The sequence below is a fragment of the Acinetobacter chengduensis genome (genome assembly GCF_003664645.1).
Lineage (GTDB): Bacteria > Pseudomonadota > Gammaproteobacteria > Pseudomonadales > Moraxellaceae > Acinetobacter > Acinetobacter chengduensis.
Genome location: NZ_RCHC01000001.1, coordinates 293,019 through 314,290, shown reverse-complemented (window position 1 = coordinate 314,290; position 21,272 = coordinate 293,019). Strand labels below are relative to the sequence as shown.

Here is a 21,272-nt window from a genome sequence, read left to right as displayed (position 1 = left end):
TGAATTAAAGTTTAAAGCCACGATGTACTGCAACAATACCGCCTGTGAGGTTATGGTAATCACAGTTTTGGAAGCCTGCATTTTCCATCATACCTTTTAGAGTACGTTGGTCTGGATGCATACGAATTGATTCTGCTAAGTATTTATAGCTTTCTGAGTCATTCGCAATGATTTTACCCATAATTGGAAGTGCCGTGAACGAGTAAAGATCGTAGAGCTTAGAGAAGGGTTCAAATACAGGTTTAGAAAATTCTAATACCAATAAACGACCACCTGGTTTTAACACACGGTACATTGCTGCTAAAGCAGCATCTTTATCGGTGACGTTACGTAAACCAAAAGAAATGGTTAATAAATCGAAGCTGTTGTCAGCAAAAGGCTCTAAAGTTTCAGCATTGGCCAAAACAAAATCAACGTTTGTGCAACCCGCGTCAATAAGACGATCACGACCTACATTCAACATGGATTCGTTGATGTCTGAAAGTACCACGTGACCTGTCGGGCCAACTTCACGACTGAACACTTTAGCTAAGTCACCTGTACCACCAGCAATATCAAGTACATGTTGGCCACGGCGTACGCCAGACATGTTAATTGCAAAACGTTTCCATAGGCGGTGGATACCAAAAGACATGAGGTCATTCATAATGTCGTATTTGGCAGCAACAGAATGGAAAACTTCAGCTACTTTTTGTGCTTTGTCTTCGCTACTTACAGTTTGGTAGCCGAAGTGAGTGGTTGCACCAACATTACCAGTGTTGGCACCGCGAGGTAGATTGTATTTAGGTACTGTACCAGTCGCTGATGTATCTGTAAGGCGTTGTTCTAAAGACTGTTGTTGGCCTTGTGGTGCACCTTGTGGCAAAGCTTCGGTTAAGAATGGGCTGACTTTGTCTGTATTTTGTTCTGCAACTTCAGGTTGTGCAGGCTTTTGATTTTCATTAGACATTAAGTCACTCCTAACTTCAAAATAGGGTTAATTCATCATTGCATGCATGATGACAGATTCTTGGGCGTTGTACAGCAATCGTCAAGCAATTGTTATGAATAATATACAGAAATATCGCGATTTAACGCGATGCTTACTTCAGCATAACCTTAACATTATTGAAAAGGATTTGGGTCGCCAGCATGCACTTTGGCAATAATTTGGCGTTCAATAGCGGTAAAATCTTTCACAAATTTTTCTGCAGATTTTAAAGGCTTCATCGCAGAAAAGCCATCTTGCATAAAATCATACATCACTTCAAAACGATATTTTGTGGCTGCACCTTTACACATTTTAAAGGCCGTATAGACCATAAATGAGCGCATATACTTATCCAGGCTTTTACCAAGCTCATCAAGTAAAGCCAATTGTTTTAAGCGCTCATCGCTTTGATTTAGTTTGAGATAAGCTTGGCGCATCATTTCATCGGTCAAACTTTCATTTGGATGGTAGTCTTCGAGCAATTGCATAGCCACTTGCTCATCTAGCTGTACCGCTAAAATGGCTAAAGCTACGCCTGAAGTGCCAGTTTTAATGGCATTATCTGGAATAAGCTTTTCTGCTTTATGCGCATATTTGGTGAGACGTGCAATTTGCTCTGCCAAGGCATCAAAGTCTGGGCCACCATATAAGCGATTTAAAAAATATTCTGCCATCAGTACATTGTGTTTCTCGGCAAATTGTCGTGCATGCGTGCGCTGCATACGTGTTTTTTGCCAAAGTTGTACATCAGCCAAGCGTTGTTGAATGTTTGGGTTTTTATGATAGTTCAGGTGAACATAAAGTTCTAAAAGATCGTCTAAAACAGCCAGCTTGGACATTTCGTGTCTCAATTATTTTCAAGTTCATCACATAGTAGTGGCTGTTGAAGTTGGCTGCTATGACAAATTGCAGGAAAAATGTGAAGTACGTGGTCAGTTGGTTGCAAAATGCTTCAAAACTGCTGTCTAAATGCACGTTTAGGTGCTTCTATAAAATTAAAAACTCAGTCTATACTGGAAAAAATCATCAGAAAGTATTGAATAGAAAATGACGAAAAAACAAAATCAATTTCAGTTAATGGATGAAGAACAATTATCGTTGGCGCTCATAGAGGCTCAATACGCCCTTAAAGACAGCCGCTCGAAAAGTAATGCCAAAAGTCAGTTGATTCTGGTAAGTGGTATTGAGCTTGCGGGTAAAGGTGAGGCGGTGAAGCAACTCAGAGAATGGCTAGATCCTCGGTTCTTACAAGTGAAAGCAGATCCACCTAGAACCTTTAATCACAAAGAAACCTTTTGGCAGTCTTATGCGCGTTCAATTCCTGCAGAAGGGCAAATGATGGTGATGTTTGGCAATTGGTATAGCGATTTGCTCACCACCGCCATGCATGTGTCATACCCTATGGATGACACCATGTTTGACGAATATGTCGAAAACATGCGCAATTTTGAGCAAGATTTAAAAAATAATAATGTTGATGTGATTAAAGTTTGGTTTGATCTGTCTTGGAAGTCGTTGCAAAAGCGCTTAGATAACATGGACCCAAGTGAAGTTCATTGGCATAAATTACATGGTTTAGATTGGCGCAATAAAAAGCAATATGACAATTTACAAAAGCTACGCCAGCGTTTTACGCAAGACTGGCTGATCATTGATTGTGAAGATGAAAAAGAACGTGATCAGCAATTTGCACAATCTATTTTACGTGCAATCCAACATTGTCCAGAACATTTGAAGCAAGGCAAAGAACGTTGGAAACAAGCCGATATTCCAGAAGCTTTATTAAAGCCTTCAACTGAAGTCATGGGCAAAGATGAATATAAACAAGAACTGAAACAGCTCAGCAAAAGGGTGTCTAAAGCACTGCGCTTTGATGGCCGAAATGTAGTGATTGCTTTTGAAGGTATGGATGCTGCAGGTAAGGGGGGAGCGATTAAACGGATCGTGAAAAAGTTGGATCCGCGAGAATACGAAATTTATACCATTGGGGCACCTGAAAAATATGAATTACGCCGACCGTATCAATGGCGTTTTTGGAGCAAAATCCAACCGAGTGAGAAGATCACCATTTTTGACCGTACATGGTATGGACGGGTTTTGGTGGAGCGCATTGAAGGTTTTGCCAGTGCTATAGAATGGCAACGTGCCTATGAGGAAATCAATCGTTTTGAACGGGACTTAGTCAATAGTAATACCGTGGTGGTAAAGTGTTGGTTAGCGATCAGTAAAGACGAGCAAGCGAAACGTTTTAAAGCCCGTGAAGAAACGCCACATAAACGCTTTAAAATTACTCCAGAAGATTGGCGTAACCGTGAACATTGGGATGATTATTTAAATGCAGCTGCAGATATGTTTGAACGGACGCATACCGAACATGCGCCGTGGCATGTGATTGCCAGTGATGATAAAAACACTGCACGTTTAGACGTGTTACGTGCAATTTTAAAGCAATTAAAAGTTGAGTAAATTTGATATTCGATAGTGCTGAAATCAAAGGATAAAATAGTCAGGGCTAACTTAGAGTTAGCCCTTATTGATTTGCTCGCCATGCAATGCATGTGCAGAAAGCACTTCAAATTAATGAAGAAGTACTTTACCTACTTCCACTGTAGGCATGACAGATTGGATGCATCAAATGCATCAGATGGTTGTAGTACGTTGCTGCGCTATTTGTTTTTGTTGAATGCTCTTGGCCAAGTTGTAGCATTCTTCTACATGAGCATCCGCGACTTTTTTCATCACGATATAACCTAAACTGGCTGCAATGGCTTGACCACCCAATGGGATAAATTTGGTCACTTGCTTGGTAATGTACTTGGCAGCCACATTATTGAGTGATTTTTTCATGGCTGTGCGGGCAACCACTAAACCCGAAAACTCTACGCCACGTTTACGTAGTTCATTCCAATGCACTTGTTTAGTCTTAGGGTCAAAGACACTAATTTGCTCAGGTGCAAGCGCAAAGCGGGCGTTTACCTCTGGAATGAGTAGCGACAGGATACCTACATCAATCACGACATCTAAAAATGGAACGGGAATCACTGCAACCCCAGCAGAGAGATAGGCGCGTTTTTTGACCAGCTCTAGGCACTCTTGGCGGATCGCCTCCAAGTCTAGGCTTGGATCAATTGAGTCTGGAACATTGTCTATTTTCATGGTGAAGATCCTTCTGCGCTCATAAAGAGTATTGTTCGCTAATGTACTTTAAGATACGCGTTTCAAATTGATTTTTATACTGAATATTGTTTTCAAATTCGCATAGACAGCCATAAAAGTATAGTAAATAATCTTTATCGTTTTGCAGCGTCCGTATTTTATTCAGTGGAGAGAACATGGCTATTCGCGTTATACAAAGTCAGCGGGTTGAAATCTTATTAGAAGCCATGATTCAAGCGGGCCATCAAGCTACCACTTCACCATTGCAAGCACTTAAAACCCAGCATTTTATTGTTCCGTCTATGGCGGTACAAACGTGGTTAACTACAAAATTATCGGAACAACAAGGCATTAGTGCCAATACCATGTTTCATCAGCGGATTCGTGCCTTTCAATGGTTTGCATATCAGGCTGTATTGGACGATAAAGAAAAAGTCCGTAAGGCCAATATTCCACGTTTAATTATTAAGTGGCGCACATATCAAATTTTAAAACCATTTATTCAAGCTGAAATGAATCCTTTGGCGGTAGATCATCCGCTACATAGTATTGTGCAACGCATGTATGACAGCGCATCACGACTGAGTGATAGCACAGAGCAACAGCTTAAAAAGCAAGGCATGTTGTATTGGGTATCGGAGCAAGTGTCGCGCTTATTTAGCAACTATATGGAATACCGTGGCCATTGTTTGAAGCAACATGGATTGGGAGAGTCATGCGATTGTGCACACAATTGGCTGAAAGATTGGGGAAAGAATCAGCCACTAGATTTGGACAAGCAGTTTTTTATGCCACGGCCGTTGTTTCCTGGGCTAGATAGTAAAGAAGAACAAGTACAACAACAGCAAATTTCAAGTTTTGCTTTGGCACAAGCTGAGCAGCTGGAGCAATGGCAACGCTGGTTATGGCACAGCGAATTTCATGCTGATTTTGAATTGATGCAAGGCATTGATGATGATTTTTGGCAGGTGATGGATGATCCTGCTCAGCGTGCTATTGCATTAAAAGCTTTACCAAAGCAGGTGGTGTTGTTTACGGTGCTGGACTTGCCACCAAGCCAACTTAGCTTTTTACGCCGTCTAGGGCAATATATGGATGTGCTAATTTTGCACTTTAACCCATCGCAAGAATATTGGGCAGACACCGTAGATGCCAACTGGAAAAAGCAATATGACGTCAAACTCAAACAACGCTTTCAAGAAAAAAACCCTGAGGCGACCACTGCTCAGATTGATGCATTTTTTGAAAAATATACCTTGGAATATGGTCAACAAAAAGATTCCAGACATCCATTACTGACGCGCTTTGGTAAGCAAGCCCGAGATCATTTTTCCTTACTGGTCAATTTGGCTTCAGGTGAGCAAGAAGAAGAATGGCATGACCTCTTTCCAATGGATTATGAGAACCATTTGTTGGGGAAATTGCAGTCCGATATTTTAAATTTGGCTGAGCCAGAGCCTGCATCATTTGAATTATTAGAACAAGATGATTCCATTCAAATTCATGTGTGTCATTCTTCTTTGCGTCAGCTCGAAGTATTAAAAGATCAACTGGTGCATTGGTTGTCTCAAGGTACAGCGGAGCAACCACGTCAGCCCAATGATATTCTAGTATTAAGCCCACAGCTGAAAGAACTTGAACCGCTGATTCGTAGCGTATTTGCACCGCCTCCGCGAGAGCAAAGCTTTGAAAATACGACGCAACACACGCGAAAAGACAGCGTGTACTTGCCTGTTAAAATTGCAGGCGTACCACAGCTGGATACGCAAAATGCTTGGCGTGCTGTATTGGGCCCAATTCAACTGGGACAGGGCCGATTTAGCCTAGAAGATTTTGCAGATTGGCTGAATTTGGGCGCCGTACAAATTCGATATGCGCTGAGCACAGATCAAGCTTCACGTATGATCGAATTACTCAGTGATGCTAAATTTAAGCGTGGCTTAGATGAAGAACACTTAAAGCGCAGTCTAGCCGCCAACGATCAGGATTATCGCTACAGCTTTAAATTTGCCTTAGATCGGTTGGTGCTTGGCGTGGCTGTGCCTGAGCATGTCATGCTACAAGATACTTTAAGCTATGCCTATGTTCGTCCAGAAGATTTTGAGCTGGTAAATATTCTGATCACAATGTATGACGACTTTGCTGAGCGTCGCCATTGGTTGGTTGAGCACGAGATGGGTATTCAACGTAATGTTGAAGAATGGCTACATTTGTTGCTTCGTGACTTAGATCTTTATCAAAAACACGGTGTGACTGCATTAAAGACCGTACGAGATACACTGCGTAAATACATCACATTAATTACGCTTTCGTATTATACCGAAGACGGTGAGTTGGGCTCGCAGGAGCAACTTTTACTTAAAGATATGCAATTGCCATTGCCATATTTATTGCAAGAAATTCAAAATACGATTGATAGCCAACTTGATCAGGCTGTACCTACAGGTCAAATTACCTTTAGCCAAATGGGGCAAATTCGTCCATTGCCTTATAAGCTGATTGTGATGCTGAATTTAGACAGTGGCAAGTTTCCGAGCCGTCAGGTTCGATTGCCTTTCGACTTAATGGATGTACTGAAATCAACTTTGGGTGATCGTTCGCGCTTAGAGGATGAGCAAGGTGCATTTTTAGATGCTTTACTATTGGCGAAGGACAATTTATGGCTGTTTTATAATGGCTTTGATGTCAATGATGGTGAAATACGCGAGCCATCGAGTGTGGTGCAAGAATTCATCCGTCATTTGGCGACGATCGTACACGGAGGACGCACAGACAGTAGTTTACCAATGCTCACTACATTGGATGGCGGTGTTGAAGTTCCAGAGAATTTAAATAGCTTATATAGCATTCATAGCCTACAACCTTTTGAGCAACAAAGTTTTGTTCAAACCATACCGCATCGAAAAATCCGCTATCAAGATCACTGGTTTCATGTTGCACAGCAATTACAACTGGCTCAGGGTGCGCGTAAAGCATGGGCAAGTAAGTCACTCAAACCGACAGAGGTGGCTGATTTACAGTTAGACAGTAGTCAATGGATCAAGCAGGTCACTTTCCCAGCCGAACTGTATTTAAAAACCTTAGGCATTGTAAACCCTAAACCAGAAGATAGTTTGGCCACAGATGAGCCTTTGCTTTTAGATGGTTTAGAAAAATATGCAGTACGTAATACTTTGTTGCAAGCACCTCAAACTTCGAGTGAAGACTTGCTGTTAGATCAATTGCCCGTAGGTAAATTGAAACAAGCAACGTGGAACAGCAGTATGCAGCAGTATGAAGACTTGCTAGAACGGGTAAAAGCCGTGACACAGTCTGAGCATGCTGAGATTACACCGATTACCCAGCGCTTGCTTAGCTTAGCAGATGGTTTACAAATGCAAATTACAGTGCCTGTCGAACCTGTACATACGTGGGTAAGTGTGACGGCATCAAGTGCTAGAGGACGTCGCCGAGCACAAATTTGGTTGGAATATTTACTTTGGTTATATAGTTTGCCTGAGCACGATACCCAAGCCTATCAGCGCATAGAAGTTTGTGTCGACTTGACTGTGTCCTGTCAGAATGTGTCACCAGCGAAGGCCCGTGAATATCTCCAAGCATGGCTAAAAGCTTGGCGTTATGGCCAACAACGGCCTTTGGTTTTACCTGCCAATTTATTGTTAGCAAGTGAAAAGAACGGTGCATTTGCTTTGGAAAATAATGGCAAAGACAATGAGCGTGGGGTTCGCTGGATTGAAAAAGACGCGGGAATTTTTGTGCTGGAGCAAATCGAGCAATTAAAACAAAAATGGACTGCAGCAGGCGATTTTAGTGCATTTGATATTCGCTTTGATGAAGCCAATCATGCCCATCTGGATTGGGCCTTTATTTTACGTGATCAGGACAGTAAACAATTACTTGAGCATTGCTGTGAATTATTTGCCTATACGCTGTATCAACCTATTTTTCAGCATCAAACAGCGGAGTAAAAGATGAATATTCAGGAAATTGAAAATCCAATCCGCAATATGAACTTTCAGGGCTTACATTGGATAGAAGCTTCTGCGGGTACAGGTAAAACCTTTACGTTATCTAGCCTGATGGTGCGTATTCTGCTGGAAAAATATTTACCGCGACAGATTATTGCCACTACATTTACCCGTAAAGCTGCAGCTGAACTCAAAAGCCGTATTCGCCAGCGGGTATATCAAGTGTTGGCTTTGTTAGAAAGCTTAAGAAGTTCACAAGTCAGTACCATTCAGGCCAAAGCAGAAGCAGAAAAAGATGAGCTGGTGAAAGTCATTTTAGAACGCCATGCACATCAGATTGGTTATGCATGTGATCGTTTACAGTTGGTTTTAGATCAGCTAGATGAGTTGTTTGTGGGAACCTTGGACAGCTTTAGCCAAAATTTACTCCGCGAGTTTGCCTTTGAAAGTGGCAAGATTGAACGCGCTGAAATTACCAATGATGAAGGTGTATATGTTCAACAGCTCGTACACGACACTTTGCGTGAATGGATTCAGCAGCAACCACAAGATGCGGTTAATTTATTGGTACAACGCCAAAATTTAAAGTCAGTGGATCATTATGCTGAACTGATTGCCAAGAGCCTAAATTTTAGCTCAGCAAAGTTATTGCCCGTCGAGCAACCTCATTTTGATTTAGCGCCATTACAGCAGGCAGTCAGTGCTTTAAGTGGTTTAGACCTCACCAGTATTCGGAGCTTGGAAGATTTTACGCCAAGTGGTGACTATGCCAAATTACTACTCCAGCCGTGGTCAAAATGGTCAATTGTGGATGTTGTATTGGAGGGTTTAAAGCCTCTTTTAGACGATGTCGCAACGCATGGCGTGAGTGTATTGTTTAGCCCAAATACAGAGGTGTTAAAACAGCTTCAGCAGTTTTTAGCAAAGCTTGAGCCACGCAATGCAACGGGCAAGAAAAAAATTACAGAGGATGAATTAAATATCATTCATCAGCATTCTGTGATCATTGCCTTGGGGCAGGTGTTTAGTGCTTTACAAGAATGCCAGTCGAATCTGGAAGGGCTTGAAGCATATATTAAATATTATATTGCTTTGCAAGCGAAGCAACGTTTACCTCAAATTCTACAGAGTAAGGGTGAAACGACCTTTGCACAGCAAATTCGAACCTTATCGGAAGCACTACAGGGCGAGCAAGGCGAAAAATTTGCGGCCTTTGTACATGCCCGATACCCGCTTATTTTAGTCGATGAATTTCAAGATACCAACCTAGATCAAGACACCATGCTAGCGCAAATTTGGCGTCATGCTGAGCGCTTACAGCAGGGTTGTATGATTATGGTGGGCGACCGTAAGCAGGCCATTTATGGCTTCCGTGGTGGCGATATGTTGACTTTCTTAAAGGCACGTAATGATGTCTATCGTAAGCAAGGTCAATTTTACCAATTGACCAAAAACTTCCGTTCGATTGCGCCATTGGTCGATGTGGTCGATGCTTTGTTTCAACGGCAGATGGACTTTGGTGAAGACGTGCATTATGTGCCGATTCGTGCAGGCGCATCTCATCCAGATTTATATGATTCGGGGCAAATTAATCCTGCGCCATTGCGCTGGATTCAGCTCGACAAACCTGTAGATGAAGCTTCACAGGTAGCTTGGCAAATCCAACACTTACTCAACCAAGCGACGCAAGGTGAATTATATTTTCAGTTACTGAAGGATGGAGAAATCCATCATCAGCCCTTAGCCGTAGAAGATATCGCCATTTTATCGACGGGTCATTCTGCTTTAAATGCAGTACAAAAGTCTTTACTGGCGTTGGGCATCAAAGTTAATCGTTCGGCCAAGCGTAGTGTATTTAGTAGTGAGATTGCTCAAGATGTGGCTGCACTTTTAAATGCCATTTTAACGCCGTATCAGGAAGCTAAAGTTAAACGTGCGCTATTAGGGCGTCTGATGGGCTTGCAATTGGTGGACTTGTGGCGTGATGACATGCAAATGTTGGATTTAAGCCACTATATTGCACAGTTTGATCACATCCGAGAGCTTTGGCTACATCAGGGGTTTTTAGCGGCGTGGCACTATTGCCTAAATTATTTCAAAATTTGGGAACGTATTGTCGCACAGCATAGTTTAGAAAATGAACGTGATGTAGTGAATTTACGCCATCTCACAGAATTGCTGAGTGCGCAAAGTGAACATTTACAAGGTGCACAGCATTTACATCATTGGTATTTAAAACAATTGCAGTCACCACAGCAACGCGATTGGGAGCTTGAGCGACCTTTAAGTAATGCCGAGGGTGTGCAACTGATGACCATACATCAGTCGAAGGGCTTGGAATTTAAAGTGGTCTTTTTGCTGAATGCGGATGGTGGGCCTAAGACAGACAATAGTTTGATTTTTTCATACGAAGAACAGCCTCAGGCCGATGGGCAGGGTAATGAAAAGCACCGTGTGATTAACATTAGTGGTCATGCCGAAAAAGCAGAAAAAGAGCAAAGTGATGCTCGCCGTATCGCCGAGCAACACCGTCTGTGGTATGTGGCATTAACGCGTGCCAGCTACCGTGTTTATGCCTTGTTCCGAACCCAAGATCATAAGTCCGTATATAGCCTGCCGTTTTGGCGTGGGAAAGAGCAACATGTGTTTCAGCACCCCGGCGCTACAGATCAGCCTTTGTTAGAGAGCTGTCCAGATCGAGTCATTGCTTCATATCAACAAGCACAGCCTGAGCTAACTGCAGAACCCTTACCAGAAACAAGATTTTATCCGCGGAGCAATACCAGCTTTACAGGCTTATCACAGCATTTGTCGTATCGCCAAAGCACCCAAGATCAGTTGGCTGTACCGCTTGAAACTCAAGACAGTGCTGAGGATGAGCAAGACCAAGAAAGTGGACTGCAATACAGCACAGAAAATGTGTCATGGATTAAGCAACATTTCCCTAAAGGTACGGTGGCTGGAACGTTCTTGCATAGCGTGTACGAACAAATAGATTTTCAAGATTCATCCGCATGGTCATTGGAAATTCTAAGACGTTTTAAGAATGATGGCCCACAACTGTTGGGTGAACTGCGTGAAAAACTGCAAGACAGTTTTGATGTGTGGAAAGTATTTGCACAGGCGTGGAAGTCGGCTTATCTAGAACTTACTGCACCTTTGGATCAGGCTGTACGAGAGGCTTTGGGGGAGTTCATTGATACTCAAGAACAGCATAAATTAGTGCGTAGTCTGTATTTGAACTTTAACCATGAGATTTTACAGCAGATGCTGGTACAGACTGAAGTGCCAAAAGCCAGTGTTGCATTATTTCAAAGTCAGACCAGCTATGATGCAACCCAATTTTTAGAGCTGTTAAAACCTTTGGTGCAATATATTCAGCAAGTTAATCCAAGCGCCGCTCGGGATGGATTTATCCAGCAGGTGCAACAGTTAAGTCGTAGTCCTGCGCTGGAACAACCCAAGTCGAGCACGTTTTATCAAAACATTGGTTTTGGGGTGCTAGTCGAGGGCATGCAAAATGAAATTTTATATGCCTTGATGACGCAGTGGACGCAAGAGGTCGTTCATACGCCATTGCATGCATATTTTAGTTTGAGTCGATTGGCGCCAGACAGTCATCTAGCTGAATTTCCATTTCAACTTTCGCTGTCAGATCGCCCCGTACAAATTAAAAAGATTCAGCAACTTTTTGCGCAAGCGGGCATTGCCATAGAGGCCTTAAATGAGGCCAACTCTGCACGTTATCTGATTGGTGCGATTGACTTGGTGTATTTCGATGGTCAGCGTTATCACATTGCCGATTATAAGAGTAACTTTTTGGGCAAATCACAGCAGGAATATGCACCCAATGAAGTCCGACGCAATATGAGTAGTTCCAGTTATTGGCTACAAGCGTCCATTTATTTGCTGGCACTACATCGTTATTTAAAGGTGCAATTGCAGGGCTATGACATGGAGCAACACTTGGGCGGTGCAAGCTATTTGTATTTGCGAGGAATGAATGGCGAGTCCGATTATGGCGTTTGTCACTGGAAACCCACATCGGATTTTATACATAAATTAGATGAAATATTGGGTAATTATCATGTCGATAAACTACGCAACATTGCGTAATTAGTCACAAAAAATAGCAAATAAACAATAAATTATCCTGTGGATAAATTTGAGGATAACTGTGTGGAAAATGATCAAAAAGACTTGCCAATGCAGGCTTGGGCAAAATATGTGTCTTTACAACATAATTCTGCATTAATGCGAGAAAAAGCCACTGTTTTTATACAGCAAATTTTTCAGGCTTTGACTCAGGGCGATAGCTGTCTACCCTGTACAGAGGGTGAGTTGCAATTATTGGCGGGCTTATATGCCACAGCTGAAAATGCAAGTCAGCAACAGATCGCACCATTTGTATTTGATCAGCAACAGATCTATTTATATCGCTATTGGTCTTTAGAGTTTCAACTGGCACAGCATGTGGCAGCGTTAAAGCAACAACAATTGGAGGCAATGGCTTTAAGCGCACAGCAAGAAGCTTTGTTAGAAGATCCACAGCAAAAGCAAGCTATGCGCATGGTAGCTTCACAAGCCTTGAGTATCATCACTGGCGGGCCAGGCACAGGCAAGACCTATACGTTGGCGCGGATTATTGCGGTGCTTAACCAAAGCCTTCCTAATATTCGTATTGCGATGGCTGCACCCACAGGCAAAGCGGCACAGCGGATGAAAGAGGCTTTGCAAAACTCATTTTCAGACCCGAAACTGGCTGATTTAATGAGTGATGATTTAAAGCGTTTAACGCCGATTACATTACATCGACTTTTGGGCTTGGGTGAAACCCAGCGTCCACGCTTTCATGCCAAGCGCCCATTACCTTTTGATGTCATTGTGGTCGATGAGGCCTCAATGTTGGACTTAAATCTAGCCAAAATGCTATTGGCAGCTGTTGCACCACAAACCCGCTTAATTTTATTGGGTGATGCCGACCAGTTGGCCTCTGTGGATGTGGGCTCGGTTTTAGCGGATTTACAGCAAGTGCCTGCATTGGCTGAAAACCATGTGCATTTGGTGACCAGTCGTCGCTTTGATGGCGAACAATTGATTGGCAGAATGGCGCAATTTATACAGCGTAATTCTATGGTTGATGGTGTATTACCGCGCTTTGAACAAGAGATTGTGCCTGCGGGTGAATTGGCTGCAATAGAATTATCAGACACGATGCCGAATCAGATTCAATTGCAGTATTTACCAGAACAGGAAAGTGACATCACAGCTTCCATGTGGTCAAGCTATTATGACCAATTGATGTTCGGGTTCTCTGGATATTGCCAAGCTTTAGTCTCACTTTTACAGCAAACACCACATATAAAAGATGTCGGTGAAATTGAGCAAGTCATTGCGCGATTTGATGATTATCGAGTGCTGTCTGCGATTCGACATGGCAATCTGGGTTTAAACGTATTAAATGAGCAGATTGAACAACGTGTGCTTGAAGCCACACAGCAAGCCAGGCAAGGGGAGTGGTATGTTGGACGCCCCGTCATGATGACCTATAACGATTATCAATTGGGGCTGTCGAATGGTGATATTGGCATTTGCTTTAAACAGCAACAACAAGGGCAAATACAGTTTGCGGTGTATTTCCCTAGTTTACAAAAATGGGTGGCTGCTGCCCGCTTACCTAAAAGTATACACACGGCCTATGCGCTCACCATTCATAAGTCACAAGGTTCTGAGTTTACCCATACAGCGGTGGTGTTAGATGCCAATGCACAGCAATTATTAAGTAAAGAACTCATCTATACGGCCATCACACGTGCAAAAAAAGTTGTCAGTATATTGGCAGCACGTTCGTCATTGGTGACTGCAATGAGCGTTCGAACTTTGCGCCGTAGTGGCTTAGCTGTGAAAGTAAGTCATAGCTTGGATCAGATTTAAGAGACAGCTGTGTTTTATTTTGTACGAAATTTCTTACAGTAATTCGAGAAATTGACGCATAGAGCTTTGTGTAAGATTTTGAGAAGATGACTTCACACAATAAAGTGCTCAACACGGAATGTTGGGTAAAATCGCATAATTAGAATAAAAAAGTCGTGAAGACAGCGAACTTACAATGAAGTAAGTAAAGAGGAAACTTACAGCCGCTAAGCCTTGCAGTTTTGGGAGAGACTGCAGGGCTTTTTTATGTGTGAAAGATTCAGTGAATAGTTTGTTGCTTGAGTGTTAAATGTACGAAATTGCTTACAGATGAATTAGGAAAATGCGACTTTTTTCACACCTTCAATCTGTCAAAATCAATCGCATAAGGAAGTGCAATTTAAAACATGGAATGTTTGTTAAAAAAGACGCGAGAACGCGCCATAAAACAATAAATAATAAAATAATAATGAAAAAAGAAGAAACTACAGCGCAAAAAAGCCCAGGTTCTGCCTGGGCTTTTTTTTATCTTTTTTGGGCTGACTTTTAGCAACCTCAACTGAGGTGCTCATCTCAGAATACGATTGTAAATTTAGTTATTTGTGATGGAAAAAATGCGTCAAAAAAGTCAGATTTATTTTGTGTAAAATTTAGACATGTAAGGTTTGTATGAATAATCGTGCAAAGCAGATGAACTTTTTTGCAATCGGGGGCATTTTCCCTTAATATATTGGACTTGCTGTAGTGATGCACGGCAGTCAAATTGGTTTTGAAGAATCAATTTGATTTGTATCAAAAGTAACTTATTAAGCATCTCGGAGAAATCGAATGGCTTTAACAAACGCAGATCGCGCAGAGATCGTTGCAAAATTCGCTCGCGCTGAAAACGACACTGGTTCACCAGAAGTTCAAGTAGCTCTTTTAACTGCTCAAATCAATGATTTGCAAGGTCACTTCAAAGAACACAAACACGACCATCATAGCCGTCGCGGTCTTATCCGTATGGTTAACCAACGTCGTAAGCTTCTTGACTACCTTAAAGGTAAAGACGCTACTCGTTACAGCGCTTTGATTGCTGCTTTAGGTTTACGTCGTTAATTCGATTAAACTTTGATTTTCGGACTATTGCATGTCGAATGCCATAATACTGAAATCTAAAGTCTGTCCAACCTTGGTTGGATAATGGGGAAGGGGCGATGATTCGCTCCTTCTTTGTGTCTTAAATGTGTATTTAATGTGTCTAGTGAGGTCGGCTTCTAAGCTTTGTCATTTATGTTGCGGGCTAGTTTTAGCTGAGTGAATGCCAAACCTTAGGGGTCTCCACTAGAATAATTGTTCACAAGAACTAGGAAAAAATAAAACATGTCGATGTTTAATATTATTCGTAAAGAATTCCAATTCGGTCAGCACAATGTTGTGCTTGAAACAGGTCGTGTTGCACGTCAAGCAAATACTGTTGTGATTACAATGGGTGGCGTACAAGTACTTGTTGCTGTTGTTGCTCAACCAAAAGCAAAAGCAGGTCAAGACTTCTTCCCATTGACTGTTAACTACCAAGAAAAACAATATGCAGCTGGTCGTATCCCTGGTGGTTACGGTAAGCGTGAAGGCCGTGCGTCTGAAGCTGAAACTTTAATTTCACGTCTGATTGACCGTCCAATCCGTCCGTTGTTCCCAGAAGGTTACTTCAACGAAATCCAAGTAACAGCCACTGTTATTTCTTCTGATAAAACCATGGATGCTGACATTGCTGCAATGTTGGGTACATCTGCTGCGTTATCAATTGCAGGTACACCTTTCCGTGGTCCAATCGGTGGTGCGCGCGTTGGTTTGATCAATGGCGAATACATTCTTAACCCGAACCACGAACAGTTAAAAGAATCTGATCTTGACCTCGTTGTTGCTGGTACAGAATCTGCGGTATTGATGGTTGAATCTGAAGCGAAAGAACTTTCAGAAGACCAAATGCTTGGCGCTGTATTGTTCGGTCATGACGAAATGCAAATCGCGATCCAAGCGATCAAAGAATTTGCAGCGGCGGCTGGTGCGGTTGAATCAACTTGGGTTGCTCCAGTTAAAAATGAAGAACTTCTTGGTAAATTAAAAGAAGCATTCGAAGCGAAAATTTCTGAAGCATACACAATTGCTGTTAAGCACGATCGTTATGCAGCGCTTGATGCACTTCAAGAAGAAGCTTTGGCTCAATTCGTTCCTGAAAATGACGAAACTGGCATTGCTGACGAAGTAAACGAATTATTCGAAGACCTTAAATACCGTACAGTTCGTGACAACATCTTGTCTGGTAAACCACGTATTGATGGCCGTGATACAAAAACTGTTCGTGCAATTGACGTACAAGTGGGCGTATTAGACCGTGCTCACGGTTCTGCATTGTTCACACGTGGTGAAACTCAAGCGTTGGTAACAACAACTTTGGGTAACACTCGTGATGCGTTGATGGTGGATACCCTTGCTGGTACTAAAACTGATAACTTCATGCTTCACTACAACTTCCCTGCATACTCTGTAGGTGAAACTGGCCGTGAATCTGGTCCTAAACGTCGTGAAATTGGTCACGGCCGTCTAGCACGTCGTGGTGTTCAGGCTGTACTTCCTGCAGCTGATCGCTTCCCGTACGTCATCCGTATCGTATCTGACATCACTGAATCTAACGGTTCATCTTCAATGGCTTCTGTATGTGGTGCTTCTCTATCACTTATGGATGCAGGTGTTCCACTTAAAGCGCCAGTTGCGGGTATTGCAATGGGTCTAGTGAAAGAAGGTGAACGTTTCGCAGTTCTTTCTGACATCCTAGGCGACGAAGATCACCTTGGCGACATGGACTTTAAAGTAGCAGGTTCTGCAAACGGTATTACTGCACTTCAAATGGACATCAAGATCGAAGGGATCACTGAAGAGATCATGGAATCTGCATTGAACCAAGCTTATGCTGGCCGTATGCACATCTTGAACGAAATGAATCAAGTGATTTCACGCGCTCGTCCAGAAATTTCTATGCACGCGCCTACATTCCAAGTGATCAACATCAATCCGGACAAAATCCGTGATGTAATCGGTAAAGGTGGCGCAACAATCCGTGCAATCACTGAAGAAACTAAAGCTGCAATCGATATCGAAGATAACGGTACAGTTCGCGTATTTGGTGAAACGAAAGCGGCTGCTTCTGCTGCTGTTGCGAAAATCCAAGCGCTTACTGCTGAAATCGAACCAGGTACAATTTACACAGGTAAAGTGATTCGTATTGTAGAGTTTGGTGCATTCGTTAATATCCTTCCAGGTACTGACGGCTTGCTTCACATTTCTCAAATCTCTAACGAGCGTATTGCAAACGTTGCAGACGTATTGAAAGAAGGTCAAGAGATTAAAGTTCAAGTTGCTGATGTCGACAACCGTGGTCGTATTAAGTTAACAATGAAAGACATCGAACAAGCTTAATCTTGTGATGTTCTAAACAAAAAAGCCCTCAATTGAGGGCTTTTTTTATGGCATGATGCATCTAAAGAAAAGCCATAATAATTTGAGACATGCAAAGCTATTATTTTTACCAGCACCCCACAGGGCAACATATTTTTGTTCAAAAGACAGCGCTTGAACATCAAGAAGCTGAGTTTATTTGGCTTGATTTTACTCGCGAAGATTTGGTGAATCGGGCAGAACATTGGCAAAAAGAGCTATATGAGCTTACCCAACTCTGGGTAAATGAATACCACCTGCGCGATATTTTAAATTTAGATCATCCTTGTACCTTTGATGCCTTGGACGATTATGACCTGCTGATTTTTCGCAAACTCATTACACCGGATGATCAGATTCAATTAGACACGCCCAGCAAAGAAAAGCATGATCGTTTGTTTGGTTTAGCTACAACACCCATTAGCTTTTTGATGACACCACAGGTTTTGGTGACAGTAAGAGAGCAGGGCAACAAAGAAATTGAAAGCTATGTGCAACGTATTGAAACCGTGTTGACAAGGCCGATAGAAGAACATCAAAAACCGCGTAAATTGCCTGTGACACCTCTTGATTTAGCGCTACGTTTACTCAATACCATGGTCGATGGTTATTTGGATTTGCGTGTGCCATTAACTCGTCGTGTGGAATTTTGGCAACAGGAGCTATTGCAAGGGCATCGACGTTTTACCAAGTGGCATCAGTTGTTGCAGGAAAATATGGCTTTTCAGCAGATTGAAAATCTATGCGAAGAACAGATTGAAGTTTTGCAGGAATTGCGCGATGAAATTGTCGATAATTACTCACACCTTAAGGGTAAAAAGCGCAGTGAAAAGCAAGATATTATGTTGCTACGTGTGGATGATTTAAGTAGTCATGTGGAGCGGATTCAAAAGCATACGACTCGCTTACGCTCAGCCGTTCAGGCTGCCATTGATTTGCATTTTTCTGCAATCGCTAATCAAACCAACGAAAACATGCGTATTTTGGCCATCATTACCGCCATATTTGCACCGCTAACTTTATTAACAGGTGTGTATGGAATGAACTTTGAATTTATTCCAGGCTTAAAGTCGCCTACAGGTTTTTGGATCATGCTGGCGATTATGTTTATAACGACTTTAATTCTGATCTATTATTTTTATCGTAGGCATTTGGTGGGGCGTGGCGAAAGAAGCGTCATTGATATGTTGGCACAACAACAAACCGATCAGCACATGAATTTACTTTGGTTTATGGATTATGAGCCAATTAAGCAAACAGTCAGCGGTACCAAAAAAACCTTAAAAGAAATTGAAAAACTGGCGGTGAAAAAATAAGGCCACCACCAGTTTTATATGCTAGGTAAAAAGCTGGATTTTCATCCAATCCATGGGTGATTATTCTGCGCGAATCCATGTGGTGCTTCGGCCAAGTGCTGATACACCAATATAGCCACGCATGGTCAGGCGCTTACCCGTTGGATTAAGCTTTGCTTTACCTTTATAAACATTTCCAGACAGTGGGTCGAGTACAGTCCCGCCTGTAAACTCATTCTCATTTTGTGGGTTTTGCTTAAACCCCTTTAATATTTCAAGTCCGACCAATTTTGTGTTTTTAAGTGGCCCTTTACACTTTTCACACGTTTCTACTAACGTTTTATAAGGCAGTGGTCGAATGGCTGTAATTTTTCCTACATAGCTTCCATCGCTATTTTTAGTCACGGTGACATCCGCCCGCGAGTAGCCCGTTTGCTCATCAATGGTTTTCCATACTCCCGCCATATCATTGGCATATAGTGAGCTACAAAAACCGAGCAGTGCAATAGATAGAACACGTTTCAATATCATAATTTTCCCTGCGAATCGTTGTTGTTATCACGTTTTAATTGCAGTTAAATGCCTGCATAGCTTTTTTTTAAACTTCATTGTATCAGTAACATAGACTGAGCTAAATATTTTTTAATGACCTTAATTTTAAGATAATGCACATAAAACCAGTCAGTTGTGATGTATTAATGTGAATTAGATGACTGTGGTGCATCATCTTTGAGTAAGCGATACATTTCATCTTTTAATTTGAGCTTTTTACGCTTGAGTGCTTCGATATCTTCGTGCAAGTGGTTGAGTGGATCTAACTCTAACTGGCTAATCGATTGATCAAGCTCGCAGTGTTGTTCAAACATTTGCGCAAAATGTGGATTATCCTCCCGCAGTTGCTGAATACGATCTCGATATTCAGGAAACATGTTTTTTACCTTTTTATTGCAGTCTTTAATTTTCATGGTGATGCATGGTTCTCTCTAGTGATTCAAGTTTAGGCTATGCTTTAGTATGCTGAGCCAGCCCCCATCATTCCACTTTCAGTGCGAGTGTAAATGCTGTTGTTTGACCTGCTTACGAAGCTGTTGAACTTCATCAATTAAGTCAAGCATCATGGCTACAGCTGTAAAGCTGGCATTAAAGTCGCGTTGTAAACGGTAAGCACGGCGTGCACGTGAAATATCATCTCCAAAAAATTGATGAATGCGTTCATCTGGCCGGTTGGCCAAAATATCGTATTCTAAAAGTTGTAATACCCATTCGGGGCTTTGGCCACAAGCGGCCGCAAAATGATTTAAGTCGAAGCTACGTTGATCATCTACAATTTCAATATGCGAACTGTCATTGCAGGTCACTTCGCGGTAATGAATGGTGGTCATAGAGATTTCTCCTTAACACTAACGAGGATTAAATTGGTGAAATGCTTCAGCAAAATCTTGGTAGGCACGTAATTGTTGGTCGGTTTGCGCCACCGGCAACACGATATTGAGGATTAAGTACAAATGCCCAGCAGGTTGGGCTGGAATGCCTTGATCTTTGAGTCTGAGTTGTTGGCCTGTTTTTGCATTTTTAGGTAGGCTCACATTCACATTGCGCCCATTGGGTAGGTTGACTTCAATGTTTTGCCCTAAAGCAGCTTCCCAAGGGCTAATATCAACATGACAAAACACATTGGCCCCCTCGACGTGGTAGCGATGTGTGGCTGGATAATGAATTTCAATATATAGATCGCCATTTTCGCCACCATTGATCCCTTGTTGGCCTTGTTTGTTGAGGCGAATTTGTTGACCATCTTTGAGTCCAGCAGGAATTTTAACTTCAAGCGTTTTGCGTTGAACTTCAGGCTCACCATAAGCGTTATAAGTTGGAATTTGTAAACTTAATTTTTGGGTACTACCTTCGTAGGCCACCTGAAGTTCTACATCAATTCGTGCATGTTGGTCTTCACCTTTATAGCGCATTGCACCATCGTTTTGATGATTTCGACCACCGCCAAATCCTGAGCCAAAGCGGCCAAATAAATCTTCAAAACCGCTAAAATCAGATTGTTGTTGCGAGCTACGATAATGATGAAAAACATCATCGTTAAAATCATGGCTATGCGTATGGTTGGAGTTGCTATTGGCAAAGTTTGGATGATCCAGTTGGAAGTCATATTCTTGCTTCTTTGCTGTATCACTAAGCGTGTCATAAGCCACATTGACTTCTTGCATACGCGTTTCAGCATCATCCTCTTTGCTGACATCGGGATGATATTTCCGAGCTAATTTTCGATAGGCTTTTTTAATCTGTTCTGCAGAAGCCTCTCGTGTTACACCCAGTACATCATAATAATTTTTTGGGGTTTTAGTCGTCATACTCGTCATTTATAAATTGATTGTATTTTAATCAATAGTATGACGTTCATATTTCTGAAACAGTGTTTATTTGCAGCAGTTTGTTTCAAATCATGACAATAAAAAAAGCCTCTAAAAAGAGGCTTTGATCACGCTA

At 42.1% G+C, this 21,272-nt stretch carries 14 protein-coding genes; 7 read left to right on the top strand and 7 right to left on the bottom strand.

Translation table 11 applies throughout. The features are described from left to right. Nucleotides 1–4: 4 nt before the first annotated feature. Entirely contained in the window at nucleotides 5–949 is a 945-nt protein-coding gene (gene ubiE, locus D9K81_RS01480) for a bifunctional demethylmenaquinone methyltransferase/2-methoxy-6-polyprenyl-1,4-benzoquinol methylase UbiE (RefSeq protein ID WP_120374607.1), read from the bottom strand. A gap of 155 nt (nucleotides 950–1,104) precedes the next feature. After that, on the bottom strand, nucleotides 1,105–1,809 hold the full coding sequence (locus tag D9K81_RS01475; protein WP_120374608.1) for an FFLEELY motif protein: 705 nt from the start codon (nucleotides 1,807–1,809) through the stop codon (nucleotides 1,105–1,107). Nucleotides 1,810–2,017: 208 nt separating this feature from the next. Between D9K81_RS01475 and pap the strand changes: the two genes are divergently transcribed. Then, a complete protein-coding gene (gene pap, locus D9K81_RS01470; RefSeq protein WP_120374609.1) occupies nucleotides 2,018–3,436 on the top strand; it encodes a polyphosphate:AMP phosphotransferase in 1,419 nt (472 codons plus the stop codon). A 174-nt stretch (nucleotides 3,437–3,610) separates the two neighbouring features. Here the strand turns inward: pap and D9K81_RS01465 are convergent, their stop codons facing one another. After that, complete coding sequence (locus D9K81_RS01465) at nucleotides 3,611–4,126, bottom strand: hypothetical protein (protein WP_120374610.1); 516 nt, start codon at nucleotides 4,124–4,126, stop codon at nucleotides 3,611–3,613. Between the two features lie 176 nt (nucleotides 4,127–4,302). Here D9K81_RS01465 and D9K81_RS01460 point away from each other — a divergent pair, with 176 nt between their 5' ends. The 6 genes from D9K81_RS01460 (at nucleotide 4,303) to D9K81_RS01430 (ending at nucleotide 18,797) form a co-directional block, all read left to right on the top strand. Beyond that, nucleotides 4,303–8,094 carry an exodeoxyribonuclease V subunit gamma gene (locus D9K81_RS01460; RefSeq protein WP_121523087.1) on the top strand — a complete coding sequence of 1,264 codons (3,792 nt, stop codon included), beginning with the start codon at nucleotides 4,303–4,305 and terminating at the stop codon, nucleotides 8,092–8,094. Nucleotides 8,095–8,097: 3 nt separating this feature from the next. Beyond that, nucleotides 8,098–12,210, top strand: coding sequence for a UvrD-helicase domain-containing protein (locus tag D9K81_RS01455; protein WP_120374612.1), 4,113 nt, complete (start codon nucleotides 8,098–8,100; stop codon nucleotides 12,208–12,210). Nucleotides 12,211–12,273: 63 nt separating this feature from the next. After that, nucleotides 12,274–14,028: an exodeoxyribonuclease V subunit alpha gene (gene recD, locus D9K81_RS01450; RefSeq protein WP_407923598.1), complete on the top strand. Its 1,755-nt coding sequence runs from the start codon at nucleotides 12,274–12,276 to the stop codon at nucleotides 14,026–14,028. A gap of 807 nt (nucleotides 14,029–14,835) precedes the next feature. Further along, a complete protein-coding gene (rpsO, locus tag D9K81_RS01440) occupies nucleotides 14,836–15,105 on the top strand; it encodes a 30S ribosomal protein S15 (protein WP_005007057.1) in 270 nt (89 codons plus the stop codon). A gap of 270 nt (nucleotides 15,106–15,375) precedes the next feature. Next, a complete protein-coding gene (pnp, locus tag D9K81_RS01435) occupies nucleotides 15,376–17,463 on the top strand; it encodes a polyribonucleotide nucleotidyltransferase (protein ID WP_171406850.1) in 2,088 nt (695 codons plus the stop codon). A gap of 89 nt (nucleotides 17,464–17,552) precedes the next feature. After that, a complete protein-coding gene (locus tag D9K81_RS01430) occupies nucleotides 17,553–18,797 on the top strand; it encodes a magnesium transporter CorA family protein (RefSeq protein WP_120374615.1) in 1,245 nt (414 codons plus the stop codon). Between the two features lie 60 nt (nucleotides 18,798–18,857). Here the strand turns inward: D9K81_RS01430 and D9K81_RS01425 are convergent, their stop codons facing one another. From D9K81_RS01425 to D9K81_RS01410, 4 genes are all read right to left on the bottom strand, one after another. After that, entirely contained in the window at nucleotides 18,858–19,307 is a 450-nt protein-coding gene (locus tag D9K81_RS01425) for a DUF2147 domain-containing protein (protein ID WP_120374616.1), read from the bottom strand. Between the two features lie 164 nt (nucleotides 19,308–19,471). Then, a complete protein-coding gene (locus D9K81_RS01420; protein ID WP_120374617.1) occupies nucleotides 19,472–19,741 on the bottom strand; it encodes a YdcH family protein in 270 nt (89 codons plus the stop codon). A gap of 78 nt (nucleotides 19,742–19,819) precedes the next feature. Next, nucleotides 19,820–20,158, bottom strand: coding sequence for a chaperone modulator CbpM (locus tag D9K81_RS01415; protein ID WP_120374618.1), 339 nt, complete (start codon nucleotides 20,156–20,158; stop codon nucleotides 19,820–19,822). Between the two features lie 18 nt (nucleotides 20,159–20,176). Continuing rightward, the gene (locus tag D9K81_RS01410; protein WP_120374619.1) at nucleotides 20,177–21,136 is read right to left on the bottom strand and encodes a J domain-containing protein; all 960 of its coding nucleotides are present in this window, start codon (nucleotides 21,134–21,136) and stop codon (nucleotides 20,177–20,179) included. Between the last annotated feature and the right edge of the window lie 136 nt (nucleotides 21,137–21,272).

Bases quoted from the DNA above. Each gene is read 5' to 3' on its own strand.
- ubiE (WP_120374607.1), bottom strand. From the start codon at position 949: ATGTCTAATGAAAATCAAAAGCCTGCACAACCTGAAGTTGCAGAACAA.
- D9K81_RS01475 (WP_120374608.1), bottom strand. From the start codon at position 1,809: ATGTCCAAGCTGGCTGTTTTAGACGATCTTTTAGAACTTTATGTTCAC.
- pap (WP_120374609.1), top strand. From the start codon at position 2,018: ATGACGAAAAAACAAAATCAATTTCAGTTAATGGATGAAGAACAATTA.
- D9K81_RS01465 (WP_120374610.1), bottom strand. From the start codon at position 4,126: ATGAAAATAGACAATGTTCCAGACTCAATTGATCCAAGCCTAGACTTG.
- D9K81_RS01460 (WP_121523087.1), top strand. From the start codon at position 4,303: ATGGCTATTCGCGTTATACAAAGTCAGCGGGTTGAAATCTTATTAGAA.
- D9K81_RS01455 (WP_120374612.1), top strand. From the start codon at position 8,098: ATGAATATTCAGGAAATTGAAAATCCAATCCGCAATATGAACTTTCAG.
- rpsO (WP_005007057.1), top strand. From the start codon at position 14,836: ATGGCTTTAACAAACGCAGATCGCGCAGAGATCGTTGCAAAATTCGCT.
- pnp (WP_171406850.1), top strand. From the start codon at position 15,376: ATGTTTAATATTATTCGTAAAGAATTCCAATTCGGTCAGCACAATGTT.
- D9K81_RS01430 (WP_120374615.1), top strand. From the start codon at position 17,553: ATGCAAAGCTATTATTTTTACCAGCACCCCACAGGGCAACATATTTTT.
- D9K81_RS01425 (WP_120374616.1), bottom strand. From the start codon at position 19,307: ATGATATTGAAACGTGTTCTATCTATTGCACTGCTCGGTTTTTGTAGC.
- D9K81_RS01420 (WP_120374617.1), bottom strand. From the start codon at position 19,741: ATGAAAATTAAAGACTGCAATAAAAAGGTAAAAAACATGTTTCCTGAA.
- D9K81_RS01415 (WP_120374618.1), bottom strand. From the start codon at position 20,158: ATGACCACCATTCATTACCGCGAAGTGACCTGCAATGACAGTTCGCAT.
- D9K81_RS01410 (WP_120374619.1), bottom strand. From the start codon at position 21,136: ATGACGACTAAAACCCCAAAAAATTATTATGATGTACTGGGTGTAACA.